Source organism: Mesorhizobium sp. M0500 (assembly GCF_040321165.1).
Classification (GTDB): domain Bacteria; phylum Pseudomonadota; class Alphaproteobacteria; order Rhizobiales; family Rhizobiaceae; genus Mesorhizobium.
The window spans coordinates 1-26,465 of sequence record NZ_JAMYRB010000019.1 but is presented as its reverse complement, the minus strand read 5'-3'; the positions used below and the strand labels follow the sequence as shown (position 1 = coordinate 26,465).

The following is a 26,465-nucleotide window of genomic DNA, read 5'->3' as shown; positions in this document are numbered from 1 at the left end:
TAAACTCCCGCAAAGCGCTTGCACCGTCCCTACGCCAGTATGAACTGGATCAGGTTCAACGGGTCACTGCGCCGCGAAAGCCAGCAGTATCTCAGCCCCTTACCGGGACTCCCCTGGTGAATGCCTCAAGTTGAATGGGCCGGTGCTGCTTTGTCAAGCGCATTTGGCCCGCCCACTGTCAAATCAAACCAGGACCGCGTCGTCTTCTTGGCAATCTGGCATCTGCCCCTGCTCTGTTCCACATCCTATTTGGGTGCAAGGCCACCACTCAGCGGAACCCTCAGAGAAGGAAACCGTCCAGATTTGGCTAGACTGCTCGACGATAAGTCCAGAGCTGTGCCGGCGGTATGTTGCGGACGACGAAGTCATAGTGGGAAACCACGTAACGGTCTGGCATCTTGATCACCGGCGACAGAGGTCCGTATGTGATCTGAATCACGGGCCGGCCGGCAGGAATACGGGCAAGCAGATCCTCAACCAGCGCGACACGCTGTTGCATTGGAAAGCTCAACAGCGGGACTGCACTTATAACACAATCGAACTGTTCACCTTTGCGCTCACCCAGAGCTTCGTCCAGCGCAAATGCGTCGCCCAATCTGAAGTCCACATTCGGGAAGCGTTGCACCAAGCCGTCGTAGAAAATCCTGGAATATTCGACTGAAACCAGCTGGCGCGGCTTGATTCCCCTAGCCAGGATCGCCTTTGTGATGACACCGGTTCCCGCGCCAAGCTCCAGAATCGGTAATCCTGACCGTGGGTTCACCACGCTTGCCATCCGGCGTGCCGCATAAACCGAAGTGGGAATAAGGGCTCCCACGCCCTTCTTGTCCTTTTGCCAGCCTTTGAAGAATTGGACTTCTTCCTCAAACCTTTTGCCGAGCCGCTCCTTCAGTCGCAAAATCATATCTTCTCCCTGCGTCAGCCGCTTACCCAACGTCATGAATTTGGCAAAGCGCGTTTTGGCCAATCTCGCCACCCTTTACAAGCCCGTTAAGACTGCTTGCCTGTCACGACGCGGTCAGCATGAATTGCCCCTCAACGCACTTTCATGTTTGCTGGGCCTATGTTTCGCCCTCGCCTGCTGCCCGAAAAAAAGTTCCCGAGCTATGCGTATCTGCCCGGCAAATATCCGCATCCGGTGCGTGATGCCTTGGGCCACAGTTACCGATCAGATCCGGTGACCGTCGCCGTTGGCGAAGCGCTCGGCTCAGATGTGTTTCGATGGGGAATCGACCTTTTCAATCACGGCTACTACTGGGAAGCCCATGAAGCCTGGGAGCCTCTCTGGCAGGCTGCGAAACAAAGTGCTCAGCACCGCCTGTTCTTCAAGGGGCTGATCCTGTTGGCGGCGGCCGGCGTGAAGATCCGTGAGGGAAAGCGGGTCGCTGCGGCGCGCCATGCGACAAGAGCTGCAGGGCTTTTTCGTCAGGTGGTGAGAGTGCCGGGCGGCCTGTTTGAGAAAGCACTGGGAATGACACCTGCCGCGCTCGCTGAACATGCCCAAGCGATCGTAGCTTACCCGGTTGTTCTGCGGGAGCCAAAGCCTGCCCAGCCTGAACTTGTCTTTGATTTCATACTCGCACCAGTATCCGAGAGCGTTTGATCGGCAATTCAGTGGCCCAAGCTAACTTTGTCAGCAGGAAACGGGGCCTTTGAAAACCGCTCACCACCCGCATGTCACAAACAATAAGAGTGCAGTAATGTTTTATAGGCAACTCGCGGCCGCTTCGATGTCGATGGTCTTGAAGGTCGGGGGCTGACCGGTCGCGCTCGTAGCCAATCGATTGATAACAGAGATGCCGGCCAGGCTTCAATGACGGGGATGGCGAAAAGCTGAGTGCTCGGGCTTGCGGGCCGAGCTTGTCGGCCGCTCGATGGAAAGTGTCATTTGAGGTGGGGTCTCGGCCGCGTGCAGGTGAAAGACACGCTCGTCCAGTTCCTTGTCCACTTCCGTGAGACGATGATTGAGGCGGAGGTAGTCCGTCCAGGTCGGCGTGCGAAACGTTTCTGTCCAATGCATAGGCTTCTGCAGGTTCCGCTGGAGCGTCCAGTTCCGAGCACCGACGCGGCTGTGTACATGACGCCGCTGCCGCATGAGGTCGAGGAAAGCCTCGAGATTTCTCTCGGCTATCAGATATTCGATCTTGACCACGATCGGGCCGCTCCTCGGCTTCAAATTGAGAGAGACAGCTGGGGCATCGAATTCCTCCAAGGGATCGGGCTCGGAGTCGCGGCGCTCTCGAAGAGGAAAGAGAACGCCGGCTGCAGCGACGATCAACAGGGCTCCAGCGGAGCCCTCCAGCGCCCAGGTCAACGAATGGTTTTCGGCCACCGTGCCCCACACCCAGCTACCGAGCGCGATGCCGCCGTCTATCAAAGCATAGTAGATCGAGATGGTGCGCCCCACGACCCAGCGCGGGCTCGCCAGCTGCACGCTCACACCGACCCCTGACCAGGCGGTGACCCAGCCCGCGCCGCCCAAAGCGAGTGCAATTGCCGCCACCCCGATCGAAGAGGTCAGTGCCAGGGAAAGTGAGCACGCCGCGCAGGCGACGCAGGAGAGCCTCATCAGCCGCTCCTGCGACAAGCTCCGTCTGAACAGGCTGTTGGAGAGGCCGGCGAAGACGGCACCGGTCCCGAAGCCGGCCATGAGCGCGCCATAGGCGAGCGGGCCTCCTCCCAGCTGGTCGCGGACAACCACCGGCAGCAGCGCGAGTATGGCGATGCTCGCCAGGCCAAAGAGGGTTCCGCGCGCGATCGCCGCTTTGATTTCCGATGACATCGCCGTGAAGCGCAGCCCGTCATAGATCGCCGTCCTCATCGACTCGCGTGGAAGAGGGGACGAGCGAACCTTCCACTTGCAGCGCCAAATAGTGGCCAAAGGTACGAAATAGGTGAGCGTGGTCACCGCAAATGCCGCCATGAGGCCAAAAGAGGCAACCACAATGCCGCCGAGCGCCGGACCCACGGTCCGGACGGTGTTGAAGCCAACAGAAAGCAGGGTTACGGCAGCGGGAACATCTCGTCGATCCACGATATCGCCAACCGACGCTTGCCAGGCCGGATCATTGAGAGCACCGCCGCTTGCGATCAAGAAGCTGAAGCCGAGGATCATCCACGGACTGACAAAGCCCAGCGCTACAGACGCGGTCAGCATCGCGGACGCAATCACCATAAGGCACCGACCGGCGAACATCACCCTGCGCCGGCTGAAATTGTCGGCGAGAGCTCCGGCAAAAACGGACAAGACGAAAGCGGGCAGGTTCGATGAAGCCTGCACCAGCGCAACCATCAGATCGGAAGTCGAGATCGTTGCCATCAGCCAGCTGATGGCAACAGTCTGCATCAACCAGCCGAGGCTTGAAACCTGCGTGGCGAGCCAGATCGAGCGAAAGGTGGGCTGCAAAAGTGGCCCAAAGGTCGTTGGTGCAGCCAAATCTTCGTTTGATCCAGCCACCCCACTCATTTTGCGATCCTTTGCTTTCCGTTATTGTCGCTTCCCATGTAATCTAGGCTGAACCGTGGCGGCTTGAAGAATAGATGGAACCCATTTGTCTCCGACGATGTGGCCACAGTTCCTCCTGACCAGTGGTCTGGCGGCCGAGACGCAGAAATGGGCCGGCTCACTCGCCTTCGACGACATGTTGGCGAGCCGGAATTCACATGGCATTGGAGGCATCATGCTTGATCGACGCGCTGCCGAGCGATTTTCCGCGAAACGCGACGTTGTTCTTTTGTTGGAAACTCACTCATCAGCGCCGTTCGATGCTGAGTGTGGCTTTCGAAAAGTGAGGACGTTTGCAGATCTTTGACAGGATCAATTCCCTGATTGACGCAGACGATTGCCACGCCGCGATTAAAGACGCGCGCGCCCTGCTACTTCAATTCGAACAAAAGTCTGATGCGCTCACACATGCGATCGACGACTTTCTGCTCGACCTGATGACATTGGCTTTCATTGTCGAATGTTACGGACGCGGCTTTGAACTTCTGGCGCGAACGCTTGCCCGTAGAAGGCTGGCGAAGATCAGACTTTTGTCGGGAGGGATTGGCCGGGCAGAAATGGTTCCAAAGCCTGATGGCTGAACCGGCGATCGCGCCGCGTTGCAATTAACGACGTGGCGACCGCCAAAAAAAAGGGCCATCGGAAAACCGAGGCCCTTTAGGTGTGAAGGTCAAAACCTTCAGAGGGGAACAGCTGAGACGATGGAATGGGAGGAAACCATCGCGTGCATCAGCTGCAGGCTTAATGGCTAAAAGTTGTGCAATCCGCAAACACATTTTGTGCAATGCAGCTATGCAGTAACGAAGAGCCTCAAATTACAAGATCGAGTTGGAGATGTTCTAGCTGATCGCAGGGTGCTGACGGGCGAGATGCTGACGCTTGTGCAGATCCAGCAGGAGGATAACGACAATCGCCCAATCGGAGGGCGAGCACGGGCTTCCGGGCCGTACCGGCGCCCTTGCGTTCTTACATGACCACTAGGCAATCCATTCGCGCCAAGCGTCCACACGACCGCAGCTCTAATTAGCCATTATGCGATCCAAATTCCACGGCGCGATAGTTTTCAGGAGGGTGCTGCGACAGCGCGAATACGTCCATCGCCGCTTGAAACGTTTCAGCCCACAAGTCATCGGTCAACGCACAATACCGGGCGAGAAAAAGCAGCGAGCGGACTTCAGCAAGGACTATGAAAAGCGGCAGCACCTCTAGCTCAATCTTCGACAACGGGCGGACCCTTTCATATCCGGATATCAGTGAAGCGACCATGTCACCGGAATGTGGACTTTCGGCGCGCGTTAAGTGCCATGCCGCCGTGCCGAGATCGAGAACAAGAGGGCCGTGTCCAAAATCGTCAAAATCGAAAAAGTGGACCTTCCCCTGGTGAACGCGAGTATTGCCTGTCCAGGCATCGCCGTGACACAGGCCGGCTGGAAGGGAGTGCAACTCAGATCGCCGCAAGCGTGCCAGGTAGTCGTGCTCAATCACTCCCGAGACTTCGCGGCTCTCAAGGATGGGAGAAAGTGCCAGCAACGTATCTTGGACTATCGCTATCGGCTCAAGGCTTCGGATGTCTCCGCCAATGGCCGTTGGCATAGCCAGGTGCAGGTGCGCGATGGACGCTCCGAACTGCACCATACCAGCAGGTGTAAGCTCGATCGTGTCCCCTTCGACACTTTCGAAAAGGCAGGCATGACGAAGGCCACCACCACATGCCAATTCAAGGATATGGGCGGATCTGTCGGCCGTGGCGACAGGTCGGCTTACACCCACATCCGCGCGGTCCGGAAACTGCGTCAGCAGGGTTACCTCGGCAATGATGTGCGAAAGGGGCCTTCCCGATGCGCGGTAGAGCCGTAAATAGAAATACTTCTGCCCCGCACGTGCCCGATAGGTCCGGTTAACGCCGTCAACGACCAGTTCAATGGCGTCAAAACCGAGCGAGTATTTGGAAGAGAGCCAATCCTTGTCGATATCAATCATGGGCGTCAAATACACGTTCGATCCGGACGTGACAAAATCCGAAGCCGTCATCCGGCTCGGCGCTCCAATATAACGCCGCTCACGCCCAATAATGATAATCCGGGAAAGCGCGATGAGAACGCATGGAAGCCGCGTCAGACGTTCCGAGAACAGCACGACGCGTCATAGCACTGCGAAGGACAGTTAGGAAAGTCGCAGGTCGAGATGAAAAGGCGGCAAAATCGTTGCCGGCGGAAAGCGCCATGCGCTTGGCGGTTCGTTCTTGCAGCCGATGGTGATCGCCAACGCGGCGCCAAGATGCGCTCCCTGAGGAAGAGGTCTTCGGCCGATCGCACCGGAGTTCAAGTTCGAAGCCGAGGAAGAGGCCTTGCTCGTGAACGACACCGAATTCGGCCTTGCCCGTTGTTTCTAAACCGGCGATCTCGGCCGCGCCCGGCCGTCTCCGCCGGCCTTAAGGCTGTGAAACCGTTGTTCTGGGGTTAGAAGGGCAAAGACTGCGGTTTACTTGGGTTTCGATTCGGCTAATTTGAGGCTGTGCTTAGTTGATTCGCGGATTGAGGGACGTAAACAATGGCGAAGGCTCCGAAGACTGCCCCTGAGACTACCGGTCAACAGACCGGCTCAAAAAACAAAATAAACTTGACCATCATTGTGAATGGCGAGCCGGTTTCTGTCGAAGCCAACGTTAACGCGCCCCTTCATACGATCATCGCCAAGGCACTTACGGATTCAGGCAACGTAGGACAGCCCCCTGAAAATTGGGAACTCAAAGATGAGGGCGGCGCGGTTCTGGACGCGAGCAAGAAGATCGAGGAGATCGGTATTGCTGCCGGCCAAAAGCTCTTCCTCAGCCTCAAGGCTGGTGCAGCGGGTTGACTGAGAATCAGATCGTCGATGAGGCGGTCTCTCGACGCAAGTTTGAGCGCGAGATCGCACGATACCGGCAGCTAGAAGACACTTACCGTCGGCGGGGTTGGTTCCTTCTGGAGGCTACCTTCCCCAGTGTATTGGTGCTGTTTGCTGCGGTGAAGGTCACGCCTCGGCCGCTGGTGTGCGCAGTGCGCCTGGACTTCACGAACTACGACCTGATGCCTCCGTCGGTGAAATTCGTTGATCCGTCCACCGGGAGCGCGCTGCCAATGAAAAGCCTTGGCTTTCAGATGATGCGTCTCGATGGCCTTGACGATGCGTCGCCCGAGACCATAGCCAGTCTGGCGCAACAACAGCGGCTACCCGTTCAACCGCTGCTTCAGGCTCACGGCCCCGACGAGATTCCTTTCCTGTGTCTGCCCGGGGTCAAGGAATATCACGATCACCCAGCCCATACAGGTGACTCATGGCTGTTGCATCGTCGCTCTGGCGAAGGCTCCTTGCATTTTATTCTGGAACAAATCTGGGCGAGCGGCATCAACCCCATTCAGACGATCAATTATCAGATTCAGCAGATGAGCTTCGCGGGCTTTCAAATCAACCTAGCAGCCCTGCCAAGGTAAGTGGTCTCGCTGCTGTCGAGCGCTTCATCGTCCCGCGTGCAGCGGTGAACGATGTGCATGCGCATCTGGCAGTCGTAGGCCGTTCTGGATATGAGGGGCTGGGCCTTTGGGTAGGGACGGTCGCAGCCAAAATCGCGACCGTGGAGCGGGCGCTTATTCCTCAACAACGCCTTATTCGGAATGCGTCGGGTGTCGGCGTCTACGTCGATGGGGCCGAGTTGCATCGCATAAACGTGTGGCTCTTCGATAACGGCCTGCGCATACTCGCACAGATTCACAGCCACCCCACTGACGCGTACCATTCCGATACCGACGACGAGAACGCGTTAGCGACAGCGGTTGGCTCGCTTTCCCTGGTCGTGCCGGACTTTGCCAGAGGCCCGGTAAATCTCTCGCAGACCGCCGTTTATCGGCTCGACAGAGCGGGCGACTGGGTAGCAGTCCCGCAGCCTGTGGTGAATCATCTGATCGATATCGTGGATTGAGATCATGGCAGTAGCGAAGTATTTCGGTCGAGCCGCAACCGCAGCGTCGCAAGTCCTCCAAGGTTTTGACGCTAAGGACTTCGAGGGGCTGCTCAATGGCCTTGTAATTGGAATTGGGTTCGATCAGCAGGCCTGCTCGACCGAGGGCAGAGCGTCGCTCGATCTCCTGATCAGATTGGTGTCGCGGCTCTATCCCACCATCTGTCTCTTGCCCGCGGGAGAGGAAGCGAGAAAGCTAGCCAAGAGCCTGGCCTCGCTGGCACGGTCAATCAACGAACGCATCACGATCGCCCGCCGCGGGTCATCGCCCCTTTCGCATTGTCTAGTCGTCGGTTCGACAATCCCGGAGGCGTCCTGCCCTAAGTTGTTCCTGGGCTCTGACGGTTGGATTGTAAAGTTCTCCGCGGAACGGCCTGTCGGTTCCGGCAACAGCCACAACACGTTCGGGGCGGGTGCTGCCGCATGTATTGCTGCATCGAACCTGTTTCGACAGATATTCAGTAAACAGGTCAGCGGTGCGACCGTCGATCAGGCCGTCATGTTCTCCTTGTTCGACTATGCTCCCGGCTCGCGCTCCAATCCGCCACTTGCCGACGTCATCTTGCTGGACAACTTGTTTCTTCTTGGCCTAGGGGCAATTGGGAACGGCGCAATCTGGGCGCTTTCCCGCGTTCCCCACTTACAGGGGTATTTGCAGGTGGTTGACGGAGAGCTGGTTGACCAAGGTAATCTTCAGCGTTACGTGCTCGCGCTTGAGCGGGATATTGGCCAGAGCAAGGTGAAGCTTGCCCGGCGATACCTGAATGCTCGACCGGATCTTGCCGTTGAGGGGCACAGCAGGAGATGGCAGACGTTGCCAGCAATGCGCTCCATGCAGCATGTGGCGATCGCACTCGATACGACGGCTGATCGAATTGCATTACAAGGCACGCTGCCTCGCTGGACGATCAACTCGTGGACGCAGCGCGGAGATCTTGGAGTGTCGCATCACGGCTTTGAGGGGGAGATGGCATGCCTTGCATGCCTCTACCTGCCGAACGGAGCCGTCCCTGACGATGACCAGCTTATTGCCGAAGCGCTCGGTCTTGAGGATCGGAAAATGGATATTGTGCGGCCTATGCTTCACAACGGTGCCCCCGTTAGCATGGACTTGATGCGACAGATCGCCAGCCGGCTGACGATTCCCGTTGAGCCGCTCCTTCCCTTCGTTGGCCAGCCCTTGCGAAGCCTTTACCAGGGCGCCATCTGTGGCGGGATCGTGTTCGACCTTACGGCTGGGAGCAAACCCGTACGTGTCGAGGTTCCGTTGGCCTTCCAGTCGGCAATGGCGGGCATCATGCTGGCCGGGGAAATCGTCAAGCAGGCCACAGGCAATGCGCCCGATTGGACCACTGCCAAACTCAATCTGTTGCGCAAGATGCCCAGTGACGTGATCACGGAGCGTCGTAAGAAGGATCCGTTGGGGCGCTGCATTTGTCAGGATGCGGACTACCTGGACGTGTACCGAGCGAAGTACGAGGCACAGACGGAGATGGCTTCGCCGAAAGGTGATCCGTTTGGAAGCGGAGGTCGACGACGCCCCCGTTTGTGACGTTGCCCAGCGATGGACATAGATCAGGCCCGCTACTTGCCAGCGGCAACATTCGCGTGCCGCCTCGCGCACCCAATGCTCTCGAATGTCCAATGCGGCTATAGTCTGCTCAATGTGTGCATTGGGGCGGGGAGCTGACACTTGGGTCGAACTCGAACCCCAGTAGCCCGTCGTTTCATGTCATGGATTTGTGCTCCAGGTCATGTAAAGGCGGCCCGGAGACCTCGATCGCGGAACGGGTCTTACGCATTCAACTACACCCTGCGCAGGTCCACGCCGCCTCAGATGCCGCCCATGCAGAGGTACTTCATTTCAAGATAGTCTTCGAGGCCGTGGCGGGAACCTTCCCGCCCGATGCCGGACTGTTTTATCCCACCAAAAGGCGCGGCTTCTGAGGACATGCGTCCCGTGTTGATCCCCACCATGCCAAATTCCAGCGCCTCGGCCACACGCCAGACACGCTTCAGGTTCGAAGCATAGAAGTAGGCGGCGAGGCCGTAGATCGTATCGTTGGCCTCACGCACGGCCTGATCGGCATCCTCGAAGCGGATGATCGGCGCCAAGGGTCCAAAGGTCTCTTCTTGCGCCACGATCATTTCCCTTGAGACGTTGCTGAGGATCGTCGGCTGGAAAAAGTTGCCATCGCTGCCGATGCGGCCGCCGCCAAATCGGATCGCGCCGCCCTTGGCGAGGACATCTGCAATGTGAAGTTCGATCTTGGCCAGTGCATGCCCGTCGATCAGCGGACCGATGGCGACACCTGGATCGAAGCCGTCGCCGACCTGAAGCTCACGGACACGCTCCACGAATTTGGCGACGAATTCGTCATGAACGCCCGACTGGACGTAAAGCCGGTTGGCGGAAACGCAGGTCTGGCCGGCATTGCGAAACTTGGCCTGGATCGCGCCCTCGACGGCAGCATCGACGTCGGCATCATCAAAGACGATGAAAGGCGCATTGCCACCTAACTCTAGACCGACTTTCTTTATCTGGTCCGAGCACTGGCGCATGAGCAATCGGCCGACCTCGGTCGAACCGGTGAAACTGATCTTGCGGACCTTGGCGTTCGAGCAGAGTTCGCGGCCGACCGTATCGCCTTCGGAGGCGTAGATGAGGTTGACGACGCCTTCGGGAAAGCCGGCAAGATGGGCAAGAGCAAACATTGCACCTGCCACCAGGGGCGTCTGTTCAGCAGGTTTGAGCACAATAGTGCAGCCGGCGGCGAGAGCCGGCGAAATCTTGCGCGCAACCATTGAAGCCGGAAAGTTCCAGGGCGTAATCGTACCAACAACGCCGATCGGCTGTTTGATAACCAGCATGCGACGGTCTGCAGAGGGCGCCGAGATCGTCTCGCCGTAGATGCGATTGGCCTCTTCGGCGTACCATTGCAGATACGCGGCAGCATGCGCCACCTCAGACTTCGCTTCGGCTAGCGGCTTGCCCATCTCCGCAGTGAGAATCGCAGCGAGATCGTCGGTGTGGTCGACGATCAGTTGATGCCAGCGCCAGAGAATGTCGCTGCGTTCGCGAGCTGTCAGTGCAGCCCATTCAGGTTGCGCCACGTAGGCTTTGTCGATCGCCGCGCGCGTCTCCTCAACACCCATGTCGGGCAATTCCGCCAGCACCTCGCCGGTCGAAGGGTTTGATACCTCGAAGGTCCGCTCACTTGCTGGGGTGCCAAGAGCCGGCACCCGGTCAATGGCTCCGAACAGCTCGCGCGACTTCAGGTGGCGAAGCAGTGGCTCGTATAGGGGCAACGCGTATCTCCTCGATGCGGTTAACGCGACGTATTTGGGTTTATTCGCGCGCCTCAGCTTCGCATAGGGCCTCGGTGAAGTGCCACTAGACCCACTCGATTCCACTCTATACAGGCATCGCAACCACGCAGACAAAGTGAGCCTGCCGCGCGGTCAAATACTCCAACTGATCGTTACGGCCAAACCGCTCAAGGTTGGATCGTGTGAGCTGAAGCTGCCGCAGGGCTCAGTTCGCAGCGCGGCGCTATCCCTGATCTACGATCTTGCTCTGACGATAAGAGCGTTCCTTGCGGACCATATCGTACGATTCGATGTAGGCCATCCCAAGAAGGTATCCCAGCAAGTGCAGTTTGTGAGAGGCTGCCACAAGATGCAGTTCTTTGAGATTGGCACTGATGAAGGCAAGTGCCTCGACACGGTTGCTAACCAGTCCCTTCTTTTTCATAGCACGAACCCTGCCGCCACAATTGACCCCACCTTGATTGAACGCGCTCTCATCAGTTTAGATGCTTCTGGATGCATGCTTCGACCGGCACATCCATGCCGATGTCGAGGATTGGCGCGCTGTGCGTAAGCCACCCAATAGAAATGAGGTCGACCCCGGTTGCCGCTACGGCTGGTGCCGTTGCCGGCGTTATGCGCCCCGAGGCCTCGGTGGTCGCGCGGCCGTCGATCATTGCCACCGCCCGAGTGAGTTGCTGGACGGACATGTTGTCCAGCAGGATGGCGTCGACCCCGGCGGACAGCGCGATCTCGAGCTGGTCCAGTGTGTCGACCTCGACCTCGACCTTAACCATGTGGCCGACGGCGGCGCGCGCCCGTTCAATGGCCGTGCGGACGTCGCCGGCAATGGCAATGTGATTGTCCTTGATGAGCACGGCGTCGTCGAGCCCGAAGCGGTGGTTGGCGCCGCCGCCGGCGCGCACGGCGTATTTTTCCAGCGCGCGCAGGCCGGGCGTTGTCTTTCGCGTGCACACGATCCTTGCCTTTTGGCCGCGCACCGCCTCAACGATCTCGGCTGTTGCCGTCGCAATACCGCTGAGATGGCACAGAAAATTGAGCGCTGTACGCTCGGCTGCAAGCATCCCACGCGCCGGTCCACTCACCGTTGCAATGGTCTCGCCCGCCGCGACCTTGCTGCCGTCCAGGCGTCCAAAATTTATGTCGATCGACGGATCAACAAGCATGAAAGCGTAGGCTACCAGATCAAGCCCAGCGAGAACGCCAGACTGCCGTGCTCTGAACGCAAAGGTGGCCCTGCAGTCAAAAGGCACAATGGCATCGCTGGTAAGATCGCCGGCTTTGCCCAGATCCTCAAGAAGAGCGCTACGCACGATAGGTTCGATTACGATACCCGGAAGAGGTGGAGGTGACGTCATCAGGCACTCCGTTCCGCGGGTCGCAGGCTAAGTTCGGCCGCAACTGTCATTGCTGAGGCAAGGGTCAAGCGTGAAGACCGGGCTTGCGCGCTGCGTGTGGGGAAATCCGACCTGTAATGCGAGCCGCGGCTTTCCTCGCGCCGAAGTGCCGCAACGGCGATCATCACCGCGATCAAGGCAGGATCGGATGCAGCAGTGTTACCCGCCGCGATTGGCAGTAGCGTTTCGACCGTCTCGGATAATGCTTCCCCGTGTCGGATAACGCCCAGTCCATTTGTGACCACGTGGCGAATGGAGGTGGGATCGGGTCGCAGGGGTGCCGTCGCGATAGGCCTTGGCCACTGCCAGCCAGCAGGAGCGGCAGCTACACTTTCGGCGACCCATAACGAGGTTGTCACGGCCTCGGTCAGCGAGTTGCTGGCAAGCCGGTTGGCGCCGTGCAGACCGGTGCAGGCAACCTCGCCGCACGCCCACAAACCCGGCACGGAGCTGCGGCCCGCGTCATCCACGGCCACGCCGCCCATATGATAGTGCGCCGCCGGGCGCACCGGGATGGGCTCGACGGCAGGATCGATCCCGACCTCCCGGCAATGCCGGGCAACAGCCGGGAAGCGCTTGGCGAACTTCTGGCCGAGGCACTGCCGGGCATCAAGGTAAACGCGATGTTCGGTGGCAAGCTGGTGCCACACGGCACGCGCCACGACATCGCGTGATGCGAGTTCGCCGCCAGGCGTATCGGAAAGAAAGCGTCGACCGCACTCGTCGATCAGCACTGCGCCTTCGCCGCGGATCGCTTCGCTCACCAATGGCATCGGCCGCTGCGAAATGTCGAGCGCGGTCGGGTGGAACTGGATGAATTCCAGATCGGCGAGTTCTGCACCGGCGCATGCGGCGAGCGCCAGGCCGTGCCCGAATGAGCTGGCCGGATTGGTCGTGTCTCTGAACAGGGCGCCGATACCGCCGCTCGCAAGAACCACGCGGCGCGTCGGAAATATAATCGCCTGTCCACCTTTTGCCGCCACAACGCCGCTGACCGCACCATTTTCCACAATGAGCCGGCGGGCTTCTATGCCTTCCAGAATTGTGATCGAAGGCGTTCGCCTCACAGCGATGATGAGCGCGCGTACAAGCTCGCGGCCCGTAGAGTCACCCCCGGCATGGACGATCCGGCGACGGCAATGCGCTGCCTCGAGCCCGAGCCGCAGTGTCCCGTCGGACGTGCAGTCGAAGGCGACGCCCAGGTCCATCAAATTCTCGATGGCTCGGTCTGCCGCACTCAAAACGCATCTCACCACACTCTCGTCGCAGAGGCCATCACCTGCAGCCAGCGTGTCTGCAAGATGGAGGTCTGGACTGTCGTCAGCGCCGAGGCTTGCCGCCAGCCCGCCTTGTGCGAGCGCGCTGGAGGCTTCTGTCCCGAGCCGCGTCGGGGACAGAAGGTAAACGGGATGCGGCGCCAGATGAAGCGCGGTCATCAGCCCGGCAACGCCAGCGCCGATGATCACGGGCGCTCCCCTGATGTCGCCGACCTCTGGCGTCATACGGCAAGCATCCGCTCGACAGCGCGCCGGGCCCGATCAACAACTCGAGGGTCGATGGTGACGATGTGGCGGGTTTCTTCCAGCGCCGTGCGAATGTTGGCGAGCGTGATGCGCTTCATGTGCGGACAGAGATTGCAGGGGCGCACGAACTGGACGTCGGGGTGCTCGATGGCGACGTTGTCGCTCATCGAGCATTCGGTCATCAACACGACGCGCGCAGGCTTGTGCCGTCCGACATAGTCCGACATCGCCGCCGTCGAGCCGGCGAAATCGGCAACCGCGACAACTTCCGGCGGGCATTCAGGATGGGCAAGCACGGTAACGCCAGGGTAGGCATCCCGCAGCTCGCGAATGTCGGCTGGCGTGAAGCGCTCATGCACTTCGCAATGACCGTTCCAGGCGATGATCTCGACCGAAGTCTGTGCCGCGATGTTCCTGGCCAGGTATTCATCGGGCAACATGATCACCCGCTCAACGCCAAGCGACTCCACCACAGCCAAAGCGTTGCCGGAGGTGCAGCAGATGTCCGACTCGGCCTTCACGGCAGCGGACGTGTTGACGTAGGTCACGACCGGCACGCCAGGATAGCGTTGCCGCATCAGCCGCACATCGTTCGCCGCGATCGAGTCAGCCAGCGAGCAGCCGGCGCCAAGATCCGGAATGAGCACCGTCTTGTCCGGATTGAGCAGCTTCGCAGTCTCAGCCATGAAATGCACGCCGGCCAGCACGATGACGTCTGCATCGACGGTCATTGCCTTGCGGGCCAGCGCCAGGCTGTCGCCGACGATATCGGCTACGCAGTGAAAAATCTCCGGTGTTTGATAGTTGTGCGCCAGGATGACGGCGTTGCGCTCGCGCTTGAGCTCGAGAATAGCCTCGATGTCGTCGCTGAAAGCTGCCCATTCCACTGGGGGGATGATGCGCTGCACACGCTGATACAGGGACGCGGCCGAAGGTTGCGTGCCACTCACCGGCGCCTCCCGTTTATAATCTGTTTGACTATAAGCGGCATATATCTAGGCTGACTATAAGCGTGTCAACCCCGGGCCAGAGGCAATTTTGTCCCCGCAACGGCAGTTTCGTCGAGCACGGCACGGCGGAACTGATAGAGCTTGGCCGGCCGCCCGCCCGTATCCAGGGACATCTTCCCAGTCTCCTCGACCAGCTCTTGCTGCTCGATCAATCGGCGAAAGTTGGGCTTGTTGATCAGCCGGCCTGCCAGGGCTTCCACGGTCCGTTGCAGCTGTAGCAGCGTAAACACCGGCGGCATCAGCTCGAAGACGACTGGCCGGTATTTGATCTTCGAGCGCAAGCGGGCAAGGCCGGTCGCCAAGATGCGGCGATGGTCGGCAATCATTGCGGTTCCGGCTGTTGAGTCGGATGCGACCGAACGACGGTCGCGGGTGGCCTCTGTCACCAGACCCGCCTCGTAAAGCAGCTCATAGCGCTTGAGCGCCAACTCTTCATTCCAGGAGCGCTCCTCGAGCCCGAAAGCAATGGCAACCCGCCGCCGCCGCTCACTGCGCGTCGCGGTTTGCTCGGCATCGGCCGCCCAGGCAAGCAGACGCGGCTTCAGAACATCCGCAATCAGTTTCGGTGTTCCGAGGCGGTGGTCCTCCCACGGAAAATAATCGTACCAGCTCCGCCAGGCGCAGGTGGATGCGCCGGTGGCATGTTCCTTCCGGGTCAAAGCGAGATAGCTGATGGAAATGACGCGCTGCTGACGCCCGTCGGCGCGGTCGCCGTCAGCGAACGTATAGAGCTGCTCAATATAGCCGAGGGGATGACCAGTCTGCTTCTCGACCCACGCCCTTAGACCTGACTGCAGCGATCGATGCTCCAGCGCGAACGGCCCCGAGGGTAAGCAATCCGCCTCCCCGATGGTGAGGACCGCTGGTTCACCGTCATTGACGGACACGACAACGGCAATCAGCTCCGCTTCGACTTGCTTGGCCTTTGCGGCGGCCCTACCATTGCGTGTTGCTTTTGGGCGATCGTCCATGGTTGCCTGGGTTGGGCAGAATTCCGTGAGAAGCTTCTCAATCGATTTAACCAGCGTGTAGCAGCCCCTTTAGCCTGTCAACACCACACTCTCCGTAAAGGCCTAGACCTTCGGTCTACACAAGAGTGTCGCAAACGCGAAGCCGCCCGGCAGTGACGCAAGGGAAGTGGACTGGGCGCGAGATTAAGAGCCCGCTTTCGCACTCGTGCATTCGAAGCGGCGTCGCAGCTTGCGGAATAAATAGTCAGCAAATTATTGTGCACTGCAATTTCTTCTTCGCATCTGCACAAATTTGTGGCAGATGGCTTCGGGTTGACGTTACGTGAGGGAAGTCGGTGAGCGCAACGCGAGCAATCAGGGCCTTGACCCCACCGGACATTGCGGCACGCAAGGGTGGGACGCCGCTGGTCTGTCTGACTGCCTATACAACGCCCATTGCACAACTGGTCGATGCTCACTGCGATGTCGTGCTTGTCGGTGACAGCGTCGGCATGGTGCTTCACGGCCTGCCTTCGACGCTCGGCGTCACGCTCGAAATGATGATCCTGCACGGCCAGGCGGTGCGGCGGGGCCTCGAACGGGCGCTGATGGTCGTCGACATGCCGTTCGGCTCCTATGAGGAAAGTCCTGAACAGGCTTTTCGCAATGCTGCTCGCGTGATGGCGCAAACTGGCTGCGCGGCGGTCAAGCTTGAAGGCGGCGAAAGCATGGCCGCGACGATACGCTTTCTTGCTGCGCGTGGCGTGCCGGTGATGGCTCATGTCGGGCTGACGCCGCAGGCTGTGAATGCACTCGGCGGCTACCGCGTCCAGGGGCGGGGCGACGATGCTGACCGCATCCAGCATGATGCGGTCGCGGTGGCCGAAGCAGGCGCCTTCGCGGTCGTGCTGGAGAAGACACCTGAAGCCCTGGCGCGGCGGATCACGCAGGAGATCGCGATCCCGACCATCGGCATTGGCGCCTCGCCGGCCTGCGACGGCCAGATCCTCGTCGTTGACGATATGCTGGGCCTGTTCGGCGCCTTTCGTCCAAAATTCGTCAAGCGATACGCCGAGCTGGGCGAGGCGGCTTCCGCGGCAGTCTCGGCTTATTCGCATGACGTTCGTGAGCGCCGCTTTCCAGCGGCAGAACACGTGTTCGGGAACGAGCCGAAGACCTGAAAAGAGGAGATCCAAGGTGGGCATTCCCATTATTCGGACAGTTGCTGAACTGCGCAGCATAGTAGCCGTGTGGCACCGGGATGGTTTGAAGGTGGCGGTCGTACCGACCATGGGAGCTCTCCACGAGGGTCACCTCAGCCTTGTGCGTGCCGCCCTCGCAAAGGCCGATCGGGTAATCGTCACGCTCTTTGTCAACCCCAAGCAGTTCAATAGCCCGGCGGATCTGATCGCCTATCCGCGAACCGAGTATGATGATGCCGCCAAACTGGCGCCGCTCGGCGCCCACATCCTTTACGCGCCGGATGCGGCAGATGTATATCCGCAAGGCTTTGCCACGACGGTTTCGGTGAGTGCGGTGAGCGAGGGGCTTTGCGGCGCGTTCCGGCCTGGCCATTTCGACGGGGTGGGTACAGTTGTTACGAAGCTTTTTCTCCAGACCGGTGCCGATCTGGCATTCTTTGGCGAGAAGGATTTCCAGCAACTGCATGTGGTGCGCCGGCTTGTGCGCGATCTCGACATCCCGATCGACATCATCGCGTGCCCCACGGTGCGTGAGGAGGACGGCTTGGCGATGTCGTCGCGCAACGCGCGGCTGTCGGCCGCTGAACGGAGCGCAGCACCCCGCCTGGCCAAAATCCTGTTTGAGACAGCCCGACGGCTGAACCGCGACCACTGCATCGATCGCGTGCTCGTTGAAGCACGACAGGCCATCATCGCTGCAGGATTTTCGCAGGTCGAGTATCTTGAGCTGCGCGCGGACGAGGACCTCGCCATCATCGCCATCCCCAACCGACCGGCGCGACTGCTCGTCGCCGCCTGGCTTGGCCAGACGCGGCTGATCGACAATGTCGAGGTGTGGTCGCCAGGCTCGGTACAAGGTTTCGTGCAGGCCGCCGCCGCAGCGTGATGTTCTTCGCTCCTCTCCCAGCAAGCAAGGAGCGCCTCCAGGGTTCTGGTCACGCCGGGCGCTGCCGCATCTGGGCCATGGATGCCGTGCAGCCTGTCGGCAACGATCCTCGCAGTGGGCGCCTGAGCTGCTGCCCCCTAGACGCCGATCACGAGTGCGCCGCCGGTAAGCCCGGCGCCGGCCGCAGCGAGCAGAAGCCTTTCGCCCGGCGCAAGCGGGTTGGCCTGATGGGAGAGGGACAGCGACAGCGCAATTGTCGCGGCAGAGGAATTGCCGAACTCTGCAATGCTTCTCACCACCTTCTCAGGGCCAATATCGAGCTTGTCGGCGACGGCGTCGAGAATGCGGGCGTTGGCCTGGTGTGGAACAAACCGATCCACGGACCGAGCTGAAACGTTCGCTACTTCAAGCGCCTCGACCGAACAGCGCGCCATCATCTCGACTGCCTTGGCGAACACGGCGCGTCCATCGGCGATTGTCATGCGGGTTTCGGCTATGTCGAAATCTCCGCCAAACGGCCGGCTGCTGCCGCCCGCCGGGATCTGAATCAGGCCGTAACCGGATCCGTCGGAATCCAGCGAGGCGCCGAGGACGCCGTGATGCGGGTCGGGTGACGGGGCCAGGACGAGGGCGCCCGCGGCGTCGGCGAACAGCACCGCGCTGGCGCGTTCGGCCGGGTTGATGCGGCGGCTCAGGATATTGGCGGCAATGACCATCGCCGGCTTGCCGTGGGTGCGCACGAAGGCGTCGGCGAAGGTAAGCGCATAGACGAAACCGGCGCAGGCGCCGGCAAGATCGACCGCGCCGGCATGAGCAAGGCCGAGACGGTGCGCGACCAGCGGCGCGCTCGGCGGCAGCAGATGATCGGGCGTCGATGTTGCCAGCAGCAAAAGGCCGATGGCGGCCCGGTCGATGCCGGCCATGTCCAGCGCCATATCGCCCGCCTTCCCGGCCAGGCCCGACAAGGTGTCGGAAGGCTCTGCCCAGCGGCGTGACCGGATGCCGGTCCGCCTCTCGATCCAGCCGGCCTCCAGGTCAAGCGAGGCCTCGATCTCGGCATTCGGCACGACCCGCGCCGGCGCGTGGTGGCCGAACCCAACGATTTTCGCGCCTCGGATCATCCGGCTTGCCCAACAAGGTCGGCGGCCTCGTCGATCGCATCATGCAGGCGACCAAGCTCGCTGGCGCTTACGCAATAGGGCGGCAGGAGATAAATCACATTGCCGAGCGGGCGTACCAGGAGATCGCGCTCAAGGAAGAAAGCGCGCAGCTTCGGGCCGATTTCAGCCAGGTAGCCGGAGCTGGCGACCGCCAGTTCAAAGGCGGCAATCGTGCCGGTCACCCGGACATCGGCGAAGCGGGGATCGCCTGCAAAGCGGCGAGCCCCTTCGGCTTGCAGTCGCGATAGTGTTGTGACGCGCTCGATGACCGGCTCATCGCGCCAGATAGCGATGTTGGCAAGTGCGGCCGCGCAGGCGATCGGATTGGCGGTGTAGGAGCTCGAATGAAAGAAGGTGCGGCTGCGGTCCGGGGAATAATACGCGCGAAAAATGGCGTCGGTGGCGAGCGTGGCGGCAAGCGGGATCGCGCCACCGGTCAGCCCTTTGGAGGTGCACAATATGTCGGGCGCAATAGCTGCCTGCTCACAGGCAAACAGGGTACCGGTCCGGCCCCAGCCGGTCATCACCTCATCGGCGATGAACAGCGTCCCGGAGGCCTCGGCGATACGTTTCAATTCGGCCAGGATTTTTGGCGAATACATCCGCATGCCGCCTGCGCCGAGGACCAGCGGTTCGACGATCAGCGCCGCCGCCTTGCGATCACGGCTGAACGCTTCGAAGGCGTCGAGCGTTTCCTGTTCGCATCCCTCGGCAGGGAAAGGGATGGTGTCGACGTCGAAGAGCAGCGGTTCGTAGGCGGCGTTGAAGACGCCGCGGGCGCCGACGCTCATCGCCCCGATGGTGTCGCCGTGATAGCTCGATTGCATCACAACGATACGCGAGCGCGGCGCGCCGATGTTGCGGAAACAGCCGAGCGCCATTTTGAGCGCCACTTCGACACTGGTCGAGCCGCTGTCGGAATAGAAGACCCAGTCCAGACCCTTCGGCGCCAGGCCGATGAGCGCGCTGGCCAGCTCTTCGGCCGGCGCGTGGGTGAGACCAGCAAATATGATCTGGTCGAGCGTTTCGGCAGTTGAGCGGATCGCCTCGACGATCGCCGGATGGCGATGCCCGTGGGTCACCACCCACCATGAGGATATCGCGTCGAGGATGCGCTTTCCGTCATGCGTCTGCAGGTAGGCCCCTTCGGTCCGGATGACCTTCGGCAGGGCCGGTTCAACGGCGTGCTGGGTAAAGGGATGCCAGACGGCTGAGCGGCTCATATGCTGGCCTGCTGAAAAGGCACCATGTCGAAATGCGCTGCCATGGCCGACAGGAGAGTGTCGGGCCGCAGCGAATCGAGGAAAGGCAAGCGGCCAAGCACACGCACCTTGCCGATCGCAGCGATGGTGCATTCGGTGTCGGGCATAGGGTCGCCGATGAATGCGACGCCCAAAAGCGGAATGTCGCGGCGGCGCAGCGCCTCGATCGAGAGAAGCGTGTGGTTGATCGTGCCGAGAGCCGTGCGCGCACAAAGCACGACCGGCGCGCGCCAGCGGGCGAACACATCGATGAACAGGAAGTTGCGGTTGAGCGGCACCATGAGACCGCCGGCTGCCTCGACGATCAGCGGGCGCGCCGTTACGGGCAGAACGAGGCGGTCGGGATCGATCAAAACGCCATCGAGTTCGGCAGCGCGATGTGGCGAGAGCGGTCGCACCAGCCGCCAGGCTTCCGGGACGATCCGCTCTGGGGGCAGCTCAGCAAGCCTCGCGACCGTCTGGGTATCGGTTTCGCCGTCGAGGCCCGACTGCACGGGCTTCCAGTAAGCGCCATTGAGCAGACCGGTCAGACCAGCCGCAACAATCGTCTTGCCGATGCCGGTGTCCGTCCCGGTGATGACAAAGGTTTTACTCATTCCGCCATCCGCTCCCATTCCTGCGCCAACGCCTCAATCATCGCAGCGACGTCGGCCTGCTCGACATTGAGCGTCAGCGAAATCCTGAGCCGAGCTGTGCCCTCGGTCACCGTCGGCGGGCGGATACCGCGAACATCGAAACCGCGCGCCTGCAGCACGTTGGCGAGCGCCATGGCGCGGGCGTTGGCGCCGACGATCACCGGCAGGATCTGCGAGCCGCTCGGCGCCATTCCGCAGCAGGCTTCGATCTCCCGGCCGGCGAAGGCGACGACTGCTGCCAAACGATCGCGGCGCTCGGGCTCGTCACGCAGGATGGCGAGCGCCTCGGTTGCAGCCACCGCCATCAGCGGCGAAGGGGCGGTCGCATAGATGAAGGGCCGGCAACGGTTGATGAGATAGTCGCTCATTACCTTGGGTCCGGTCACCAGCGCACCGGAGGCGCCAAGCGCCTTGCCGCAAGTGTGCAACACGATGACGTTGTCGCGGCCTTCGAGATCGTGCGCAAGGCCGCGCCCGTCGGGACCATAGACACCGGTGGCATGGGCCTCGTCGATCAGCAGGAAGGCTTGGTGACGGTCGGCAAGCGCTGCCAGATCGGCCAAGGGCGCGCGGTCGCCGTCCATGGAATAGAGGCTCTCGACCACGATCCAGGGGCGACCCGTGCCGCCCAAACGCCGCCACGCCAAGATGGTGTCTTCGAAGCCGCCGACGTCGTTGTGGGGCGCCTCCACGACCGCCGCCCGGCCCGTCCGCGCGCCCTCGTGGGCGCTGGCATGGATGAGTGTGTCGAGGACGATGAGGTCGCCCTTTTGCGGAAGGGTCGTCAGGATGGCGAAATTGGCGACATAGCCCCCACTGAAGAAAAGCGCACGTTCGGCACCGAAGAAACGTGCCGCCTCGGCTTCGAGGGTCTCGTGCTCGGGCCCATTGCCGCGCAACAGGCGAGACCCCGTAGCGCCGATCGGAGTGCCGGCTGCGAGTGCTGCTGCGACGGCTTTGGCCAGGCGCGGCGAGGCAGCCAGTCCGAGATAATCATTGGAGGCGAAATCAAGGCCGGCCCGCGGCGACAGCGCGCGCAAACGGTTCTTGCGCGCGAGCCCACTTAGCGTCGTCTCGTAGCGGTCGAGCAAGCCCCCTGCGCTCACCGGGTGGAAAGCTCCATCGGTTCAATGCCGAGCTTGCGAAACAGCGCAGTGTCCTTATCCTCACTCGGGTTGTCCGCCGTCAGCAGCGTATCGCCGACAAAGACGGAATTGGCGCCGGCAAAGAAGCACAGCGCCTGCATTTCCTCGCTCATTGCCGTGCGGCCGGCCGACAGGCGCACATAAGATTGCGGCATCAGGATACGGGCGAGCGCAATGGTGCGGACGAATTCGATCGGCTCTATCGGCCGCTCATGACCAAGCGGCGTGCCTTCAATCGGGATCAGCATGTTGATCGGGACGCTGTCGGGCGGCTCGGGGAGGTTGGCGAGCGTCACCAGCATGTCCACGCGATCGACCAGTTCCTCGCCCATGCCGACAATGCCGCCGCAGCAGACTTTGATGCCGCTGTCGCGAACATTGGCCAAGGTCTCGAGCCGGTCGGCGAACGAGCGCGTCGTGATGACTTCGCCGTAATAGCGCTCGGACGTATCGATGTTGTGATTGTAGTAGTCGAGGCCCGCTGCTTTTAGCTGCTGCGCCTGCTCAATATCGAGCATGCCTAGCGTCATGCAGGTTTCCATGCCGAGCGCCTTAACCCCTTCGACCATGGCGGCCACGACATCCATGTCGCGCGCCTTGGGGCTGCGCCACGCCGCGCCCATGCAATAGCGCGTCGCCCCCGCAACGCGCGCCTTGCGGGCTTCCTCGATGACGCGTTCGACCGCCATCAACTTCGAGGCCTTCAGTCCGGAATTGTGGTGCGCGGACTGGCTGCAATAGCCACAATCCTCGGGGCAGCCGCCGGTCTTGATGCTCAGCAGCCGGCTGAGCTGAACGCGGTTGGGATCAAAGTTCGCACGGTGGACGCAATGTGCGCGAAACAGCAGTTCGTTGAAGGGAGACTCGTAGAGGGCGCGGGCTTCGGCTTGGCTCCACAGGCGGCGGCTTCTGGCAGCTCCCCTATCTGCGGTCGAACCTTCCATGGGCGAAACAAGCGTCATGATTTCCCCTATCCGTGAGCAGGCCCGCGCTGTTTACAGCAGGCGGCTGGTTTTTCCAGCCGAAATCTGAAATTCACTGCGGGTCAAAATGTCATTTCCCTCGCAGCCGGCACAATCGGCCCAAGAACCGACCGAGGCGAAGTGTCGGCAGGACGCGGGCGCTTTTGCTCGACCTGGCCCTTGAGGACCGCGCGGGTTCGGCTCCTCGCCGGTGTATCGAGAAAAATCCTAATCAAGCTGGTAACATGTCATTCAGCCGGATTGTCTATAGCAACAATATGACGCCGCGCGGCAAACGTATTCTGGGCAAATCTATAGTGGTGACGATAGTTGCAGTCGTCGCGACTTTCGGGCTGTCGTTCACGGCAAGACTTGGCCTGCAGATGCCGATCGACTGGCTGAGTTGGGTGGAATGCACCTTCATACCCATTCTGATCGGAATGCCAGTCAGCGCCTTCATTTTCACCCAGGCTGAAACGATCCAGGAAACATGTGACAAGTTGGAGAAATCATACACAGCCCTGAGAGAGGCGCACGACAGGCTCACCTTCGTATCCAGTCACGACCCGATGACAGGCCTTCTCAGTCGCGGTGAATTTATCGCAAGGATGGACAGAAAGCGTGACGAAGGTGAATGCGACACACTGCTCCTAATCGATCCGGATCACTTTTCCATGATAAACGACCAACACGGCCATTCCAAGGGTGACGAGGCTTTGGTTCGAATTGCAAAGGCGCTCGTTTATCTGACACGCCCGGGAGACTCGATCGGTCGTCTTGGCGGAGAAGAGTTTGGGGTGTTGTTACGCAGCGCGCGTAAAGAGCAGGCAGGTACAATTGCGGAAAACATACGCCGTCTTATCGAGGCGGGCCCGATGGCGAAAGGCCAACAGGACGGCGTGAAAGTGACTGTCAGCATCGGCGGCGCGGAAATCTCTCCCGATGCAGATGCTCAAGACGTCCTTCGCACCGCCGGACGCTGCCTTTTTGAAGCGAAACAGCGTGGACGAAATCGTGTTTCGTTCGACTATGAATCGGCCAAATTGCGGGCCGTGACGCCATAACCCAGTTTAGGCCCAGCCTGACGCGGGCAGAGTGTTGCCTGATGGGGCCTGCTTTCGGCCTGCCCATCTGCACGAACAGCCCCAGCCACATCACAAGCCGCACAGCCTTGCGGACCGTTTTCCAGTAGACGGCATTTGTTGGTGTCCGTCTCCCAAGTGACACAAAAAAGCCCGCTCCATTGTCTGGAGCAGGCCTTTATGTGCGGTACTCAGAACCTTGCCGCTACGCGAAAGATAGAAGCGAATGGTAAACACCGACTGAAGGTCAGTGCCGTTTTGATGGCCTTTGAGCTTCCGGCCCTGCCAGCCGACAAATGCTGGCGAGTTGACAGCTTGCTCAATGCAGGCCGAACTCGCGCAATCCCTCCCCTCGCGATAGCGCACAAACCGGCTTTCGCTGCGCTCGCGCGGCCGCGGCAAGTCAACGGTGATGAAGCCGCGCCGCGCCGCCCTTCTGCCAGCACCCTGTCGGCGAGATAGATCGCCTAACTCGAGTTCATGGGGAACGATGACCACGGATCGGCAGCCACTCGCTGCTTTCAATCCAGTTCCGCCACGCGGGATGCTCGGTTGATAGCCGCTCATTGGCCGACGTACCCGGCAAACGGCTGCCCAGCAATTGCGCAGGGTCGCGATGTTGTCTTTAACTGACCGGTCGTGACGCCATCCGAGAATGCCGGGTTGGTCTTGCAATTTTTTCTTTGCTGCGTCTAATTCCAATGCCTTGATCTGAACCGGCCTGGCACAACGGCCAGGCCACACTGCAATTGTTACGAAGGAATACGTAGATATGGCGACCGGCACCGTGAAGTGGTTCAACAGCACCAAGGGATTTGGATTCATCCAGCCCGACAATGGTGGTCAGGATGTTTTCGTCCACATTTCCGCTGTCGAACGAGCGGGCCTCTCGACCCTAGCTGATGGGCAGAAGATCAACTACGAGATTGAACAGGACCGCCGGACTGGCAAGTCCTCCGCGGGCAATCTCAGCAAAGCTGGTTGATCTCACTCCCTTAAGAGCCGGACGGACGCGGCAGGCCGGGATGGCCGGCCGACCGTTCGATACGAGCGATAGCACATGGCTAACCTCACCCTTTGGCAACAGATGGCTGCCAAGGGGTGCGAGTTGGCTTAGCAACCCAGGCTTTTGGATGTGCGTTGGCCCGAATACCTGGCCTTACTCTCTGTCTTGGGTCCGAAAAAACGGATGCGGGAAAGGCGCAGCACACTTACGTCGACGGCGAAGCTCGATCGGCGATCAGGCTGAGACCTTCTTGCGGCTCCGCTTCGTCGGCTCAGGCGCTTCCGGCTCTTTCGGTTTGCGGCCGAGCCCCATCGTCTTGGCCAACGCCGAGCGCGTGGCAGCGTAGTTCGGCGCGACCATGGGATAATCCGCCGGCAGACCCCATTTGGCGCGATATTCATCCGGCGTCAGCCCGTGCTGGGTCGACAGATGGCGCTTCAGCGACTTGAATTTCTTACCGTCCTCAAGGGAGATGATGTAGTCCGGTGTCACCGATTTCTTGATCGGGACTGCAGGCTTGAGAGCCTCCGGCTCTGCTGCGGAGACGCTTCCGGCCGTGCCTTTCAGTGCTGCGTGCACTTGGCCGATCAGGGCAGGGAGATCGCCCACCGGGACCGGATTGTTGGAGACATAGGCTGAGACCACATCAGCGGTGAGCTCGATGAGGGCGTCGATTGTGTTGTCGGCATCTTCTGCCATGAAACTCTCCGGGGTAGCTTGAAAGAGGGTCGGCGAAGTGTTGCTTCATAGTGGTGGTTGTCGGTGGAAGCAATAATTCTCCGACAGGACTTTGCGTGCTGCGATAGACAGCTACATCCTGACTTTGCGCGCGTATTGATCCGGTGGTCAGACCCGGTCCTGATCGAGCGGCCGCTGCTCTCCACTCGATGAGGAGGGGATAATCGTAAACAATTTCCACGCCCCCCGCCGGGTACCACAGCACAAATTTGGTTTCGAGGCGGTCCCCCTTAAGCAGCGGCGCGGCGTGCAGTGTCTAGTACTGCGCTGGTGGGGTCGCCCGACGACGTCGGTCGCGTATTGTGGAAGAATTGACGGTTCTTCGATTGCTTACCGGAAAGGCTGGTCTGCACGTCGTAGGTATCCGATTTGGCCAGTTCATGCACGCGAGATCTCGGTCTCATCGAGAAGCCGACTCTCCTCCTGACGGTTGTCGAGTCAAGCAGATGAAAGGCGGGTGTTCCCCCGGCGGCAGGACCCGTTGCTTGCTGCCAGCTGCACAAATCCCGGTCACCACTGCGATGGCTGAAGCTCTGCTCCCCAGTCACTTTGGAAGCCATCGAGGGCTACGATCAATTTGGACTTCAGTCTGGAGTGCGCCCCTCGGACCGGACGGGATGAACAAGCAGAATTGACTTGGAAGCCGGGCTTTCGAAGGATGGAAGCCCATGGTGA

At 60.5% G+C, this 26,465-nt stretch carries 26 protein-coding genes and 1 riboswitch; of the genes, 10 read left to right on the top strand and 16 right to left on the bottom strand.

The genetic code is table 11. The features are described from left to right. Positions 1-8: 8 nt before the first annotated feature. A riboswitch (TPP riboswitch) is annotated at positions 9-125 on the bottom strand. A 182-nt stretch (positions 126-307) separates the two neighbouring features. Further along, entirely contained in the window at positions 308-904 is a 597-nt protein-coding gene (gene pmtA, locus NKI70_RS25630; protein ID WP_352536261.1) for a phospholipid N-methyltransferase PmtA, read from the bottom strand. Positions 905-1,063: 159 nt separating this feature from the next. On the opposite strand from pmtA, the gene NKI70_RS25625 reads away from it, so the two are divergent. Next, on the top strand, positions 1,064-1,603 hold the full coding sequence (locus tag NKI70_RS25625; protein WP_352725183.1) for a DUF309 domain-containing protein: 540 nt from the start codon (positions 1,064-1,066) through the stop codon (positions 1,601-1,603). A gap of 207 nt (positions 1,604-1,810) precedes the next feature. Here the strand turns inward: NKI70_RS25625 and NKI70_RS25620 are convergent, their stop codons facing one another. Further along, on the bottom strand, positions 1,811-3,466 hold the full coding sequence (locus NKI70_RS25620; RefSeq protein ID WP_352725181.1) for an MFS transporter: 1,656 nt from the start codon (positions 3,464-3,466) through the stop codon (positions 1,811-1,813). A gap of 332 nt (positions 3,467-3,798) precedes the next feature. Between NKI70_RS25620 and NKI70_RS25615 the strand changes: the two genes are divergently transcribed. Next, on the top strand, positions 3,799-4,086 hold the full coding sequence (locus NKI70_RS25615; RefSeq protein WP_352725179.1) for a hypothetical protein: 288 nt from the start codon (positions 3,799-3,801) through the stop codon (positions 4,084-4,086). A gap of 442 nt (positions 4,087-4,528) precedes the next feature. Here NKI70_RS25615 and NKI70_RS25610 read toward each other — a convergent pair whose 3' ends face one another. Then, positions 4,529-5,536, bottom strand: coding sequence for a phosphotransferase enzyme family protein (locus NKI70_RS25610; protein ID WP_352725177.1), 1,008 nt, complete (start codon positions 5,534-5,536; stop codon positions 4,529-4,531). 519 nt (positions 5,537-6,055) lie between these two features. Here NKI70_RS25610 and NKI70_RS25605 point away from each other — a divergent pair. The 4 genes from NKI70_RS25605 to NKI70_RS25590 are packed head-to-tail and all read left to right on the top strand — an operon-like array spanning position 6,056 to position 9,054. Then, positions 6,056-6,361, top strand: coding sequence for a DUF2604 domain-containing protein (locus NKI70_RS25605; RefSeq protein ID WP_352725175.1), 306 nt, complete (start codon positions 6,056-6,058; stop codon positions 6,359-6,361). Then, positions 6,358-6,978: a putative metal-binding protein gene (locus tag NKI70_RS25600; RefSeq protein ID WP_352688818.1), complete on the top strand. Its 621-nt coding sequence runs from the start codon at positions 6,358-6,360 to the stop codon at positions 6,976-6,978. The genes NKI70_RS25605 and NKI70_RS25600 overlap by 4 nt, the downstream gene beginning before the upstream one ends. Before the next feature lie 44 nt (positions 6,979-7,022). Then, positions 7,023-7,463 (top strand): Mov34/MPN/PAD-1 family protein, encoded by a 441-nt coding sequence (locus tag NKI70_RS25595; RefSeq protein ID WP_352725174.1) that lies wholly within the window; start codon positions 7,023-7,025, stop codon positions 7,461-7,463. A gap of 4 nt (positions 7,464-7,467) precedes the next feature. Further along, the gene (locus NKI70_RS25590) at positions 7,468-9,054 is read left to right on the top strand and encodes an E2 ligase fold family C protein (RefSeq protein WP_352725173.1); all 1,587 of its coding nucleotides are present in this window, start codon (positions 7,468-7,470) and stop codon (positions 9,052-9,054) included. Between the two features lie 281 nt (positions 9,055-9,335). Here NKI70_RS25590 and NKI70_RS25585 read toward each other — a convergent pair whose 3' ends face one another. The 6 genes from NKI70_RS25585 to NKI70_RS25560 form a co-directional block, all read right to left on the bottom strand. Further along, complete coding sequence (locus NKI70_RS25585; protein ID WP_352725276.1) at positions 9,336-10,811, bottom strand: NAD-dependent succinate-semialdehyde dehydrogenase; 1,476 nt, start codon at positions 10,809-10,811, stop codon at positions 9,336-9,338. A 244-nt stretch (positions 10,812-11,055) separates the two neighbouring features. Continuing rightward, a complete protein-coding gene (locus NKI70_RS25580; protein ID WP_352725171.1) occupies positions 11,056-11,256 on the bottom strand; it encodes a hypothetical protein in 201 nt (66 codons plus the stop codon). 52 nt (positions 11,257-11,308) lie between these two features. Continuing rightward, complete coding sequence (gene nadC, locus NKI70_RS25575; RefSeq protein WP_352725169.1) at positions 11,309-12,190, bottom strand: carboxylating nicotinate-nucleotide diphosphorylase; 882 nt, start codon at positions 12,188-12,190, stop codon at positions 11,309-11,311. Beyond that, positions 12,190-13,731: an L-aspartate oxidase gene (locus NKI70_RS25570; protein ID WP_352725167.1), complete on the bottom strand. Its 1,542-nt coding sequence runs from the start codon at positions 13,729-13,731 to the stop codon at positions 12,190-12,192. Before NKI70_RS25570 ends, nadC begins: the two co-directional genes overlap by 1 nt. After that, positions 13,728-14,702 (bottom strand): quinolinate synthase NadA, encoded by a 975-nt coding sequence (nadA, locus tag NKI70_RS25565; RefSeq protein ID WP_352725165.1) that lies wholly within the window; start codon positions 14,700-14,702, stop codon positions 13,728-13,730. Before nadA ends, NKI70_RS25570 begins: the two co-directional genes overlap by 4 nt. Before the next feature lie 65 nt (positions 14,703-14,767). After that, positions 14,768-15,733 carry an NUDIX hydrolase gene (locus NKI70_RS25560; protein WP_352725163.1) on the bottom strand — a complete coding sequence of 322 codons (966 nt, stop codon included), beginning with the start codon at positions 15,731-15,733 and terminating at the stop codon, positions 14,768-14,770. Positions 15,734-16,068: 335 nt separating this feature from the next. Here NKI70_RS25560 and panB point away from each other — a divergent pair, with 335 nt between their 5' ends. Beyond that, the gene (panB, locus tag NKI70_RS25555) at positions 16,069-16,893 is read left to right on the top strand and encodes a 3-methyl-2-oxobutanoate hydroxymethyltransferase (protein WP_352725161.1); all 825 of its coding nucleotides are present in this window, start codon (positions 16,069-16,071) and stop codon (positions 16,891-16,893) included. 16 nt (positions 16,894-16,909) lie between these two features. Beyond that, positions 16,910-17,800 (top strand): pantoate--beta-alanine ligase, encoded by an 891-nt coding sequence (panC, locus tag NKI70_RS25550; protein WP_352725274.1) that lies wholly within the window; start codon positions 16,910-16,912, stop codon positions 17,798-17,800. Between the two features lie 137 nt (positions 17,801-17,937). Here the strand turns inward: panC and bioZ are convergent, their stop codons facing one another. Genes bioZ through bioB form a run of 5 tightly spaced genes read right to left on the bottom strand, consistent with a single transcriptional unit; the run spans position 17,938 to position 22,946 of the window. Next, complete coding sequence (bioZ, locus tag NKI70_RS25545; RefSeq protein WP_352725159.1) at positions 17,938-18,921, bottom strand: 3-oxopimeloyl-[acyl-carrier-protein] synthase BioZ; 984 nt, start codon at positions 18,919-18,921, stop codon at positions 17,938-17,940. Beyond that, positions 18,918-20,183: an adenosylmethionine--8-amino-7-oxononanoate transaminase gene (locus NKI70_RS25540; RefSeq protein WP_352725157.1), complete on the bottom strand. Its 1,266-nt coding sequence runs from the start codon at positions 20,181-20,183 to the stop codon at positions 18,918-18,920. Before NKI70_RS25540 ends, bioZ begins: the two co-directional genes overlap by 4 nt. Then, on the bottom strand, positions 20,180-20,818 hold the full coding sequence (gene bioD / locus NKI70_RS25535; protein WP_352725155.1) for a dethiobiotin synthase: 639 nt from the start codon (positions 20,816-20,818) through the stop codon (positions 20,180-20,182). Before bioD ends, NKI70_RS25540 begins: the two co-directional genes overlap by 4 nt. Beyond that, complete coding sequence (locus NKI70_RS25530) at positions 20,815-21,963, bottom strand: 8-amino-7-oxononanoate synthase (protein ID WP_352725153.1); 1,149 nt, start codon at positions 21,961-21,963, stop codon at positions 20,815-20,817. Before NKI70_RS25530 ends, bioD begins: the two co-directional genes overlap by 4 nt. Next, positions 21,960-22,946, bottom strand: a complete 987-nt coding sequence (gene bioB / locus NKI70_RS25525) for a biotin synthase BioB (protein WP_352725273.1) — start codon at positions 22,944-22,946, stop codon at positions 21,960-21,962. Before bioB ends, NKI70_RS25530 begins: the two co-directional genes overlap by 4 nt. Before the next feature lie 182 nt (positions 22,947-23,128). Between bioB and NKI70_RS25520 the strand changes: the two genes are divergently transcribed. Continuing rightward, the gene (locus tag NKI70_RS25520; protein ID WP_352725151.1) at positions 23,129-24,028 is read left to right on the top strand and encodes a GGDEF domain-containing protein; all 900 of its coding nucleotides are present in this window, start codon (positions 23,129-23,131) and stop codon (positions 24,026-24,028) included. Positions 24,029-24,118: 90 nt separating this feature from the next. Here the strand turns inward: NKI70_RS25520 and NKI70_RS25515 are convergent, their stop codons facing one another. Beyond that, positions 24,119-24,613 (bottom strand): hypothetical protein, encoded by a 495-nt coding sequence (locus NKI70_RS25515; RefSeq protein ID WP_352725149.1) that lies wholly within the window; start codon positions 24,611-24,613, stop codon positions 24,119-24,121. 205 nt (positions 24,614-24,818) lie between these two features. On the opposite strand from NKI70_RS25515, the gene NKI70_RS25510 reads away from it, so the two are divergent. Continuing rightward, on the top strand, positions 24,819-25,031 hold the full coding sequence (locus tag NKI70_RS25510; RefSeq protein WP_027038889.1) for a cold-shock protein: 213 nt from the start codon (positions 24,819-24,821) through the stop codon (positions 25,029-25,031). Positions 25,032-25,286: 255 nt separating this feature from the next. Here NKI70_RS25510 and NKI70_RS25505 read toward each other — a convergent pair whose 3' ends face one another. After that, complete coding sequence (locus NKI70_RS25505) at positions 25,287-25,751, bottom strand: Ros/MucR family transcriptional regulator (protein ID WP_352658621.1); 465 nt, start codon at positions 25,749-25,751, stop codon at positions 25,287-25,289. Positions 25,752-26,465: the final 714 nt, after the last annotated feature.

What these genes read in the sequence shown, in the direction of transcription:
- pmtA (WP_352536261.1), bottom strand. Translation starts at nt 904, where the DNA reads ATGATTTTGCGACTGAAGGAGCGGCTCGGCAAAAGGTTTGAGGAAGAA.
- NKI70_RS25625 (WP_352725183.1), top strand. Translation starts at nt 1,064, where the DNA reads ATGTTTCGCCCTCGCCTGCTGCCCGAAAAAAAGTTCCCGAGCTATGCG.
- NKI70_RS25620 (WP_352725181.1), bottom strand. Translation starts at nt 3,466, where the DNA reads ATGAGTGGGGTGGCTGGATCAAACGAAGATTTGGCTGCACCAACGACC.
- NKI70_RS25610 (WP_352725177.1), bottom strand. Translation starts at nt 5,536, where the DNA reads ATGACGGCTTCGGATTTTGTCACGTCCGGATCGAACGTGTATTTGACG.
- NKI70_RS25605 (WP_352725175.1), top strand. Translation starts at nt 6,056, where the DNA reads ATGGCGAAGGCTCCGAAGACTGCCCCTGAGACTACCGGTCAACAGACC.
- NKI70_RS25590 (WP_352725173.1), top strand. Translation starts at nt 7,468, where the DNA reads ATGGCAGTAGCGAAGTATTTCGGTCGAGCCGCAACCGCAGCGTCGCAA.
- NKI70_RS25580 (WP_352725171.1), bottom strand. Translation starts at nt 11,256, where the DNA reads ATGAAAAAGAAGGGACTGGTTAGCAACCGTGTCGAGGCACTTGCCTTC.
- nadC (WP_352725169.1), bottom strand. Translation starts at nt 12,190, where the DNA reads ATGACGTCACCTCCACCTCTTCCGGGTATCGTAATCGAACCTATCGTG.
- NKI70_RS25570 (WP_352725167.1), bottom strand. Translation starts at nt 13,731, where the DNA reads ATGACGCCAGAGGTCGGCGACATCAGGGGAGCGCCCGTGATCATCGGC.
- NKI70_RS25560 (WP_352725163.1), bottom strand. Translation starts at nt 15,733, where the DNA reads ATGGACGATCGCCCAAAAGCAACACGCAATGGTAGGGCCGCCGCAAAG.
- bioZ (WP_352725159.1), bottom strand. Translation starts at nt 18,921, where the DNA reads ATGATCCGAGGCGCGAAAATCGTTGGGTTCGGCCACCACGCGCCGGCG.
- NKI70_RS25540 (WP_352725157.1), bottom strand. Translation starts at nt 20,183, where the DNA reads ATGAGCCGCTCAGCCGTCTGGCATCCCTTTACCCAGCACGCCGTTGAA.
- bioD (WP_352725155.1), bottom strand. Translation starts at nt 20,818, where the DNA reads ATGAGTAAAACCTTTGTCATCACCGGGACGGACACCGGCATCGGCAAG.
- bioB (WP_352725273.1), bottom strand. Translation starts at nt 22,946, where the DNA reads ATGGAAGGTTCGACCGCAGATAGGGGAGCTGCCAGAAGCCGCCGCCTG.
- NKI70_RS25515 (WP_352725149.1), bottom strand. Translation starts at nt 24,613, where the DNA reads ATGAGCGGCTATCAACCGAGCATCCCGCGTGGCGGAACTGGATTGAAA.
- NKI70_RS25510 (WP_027038889.1), top strand. Translation starts at nt 24,819, where the DNA reads ATGGCGACCGGCACCGTGAAGTGGTTCAACAGCACCAAGGGATTTGGA.
- NKI70_RS25505 (WP_352658621.1), bottom strand. Translation starts at nt 25,751, where the DNA reads ATGGCAGAAGATGCCGACAACACAATCGACGCCCTCATCGAGCTCACC.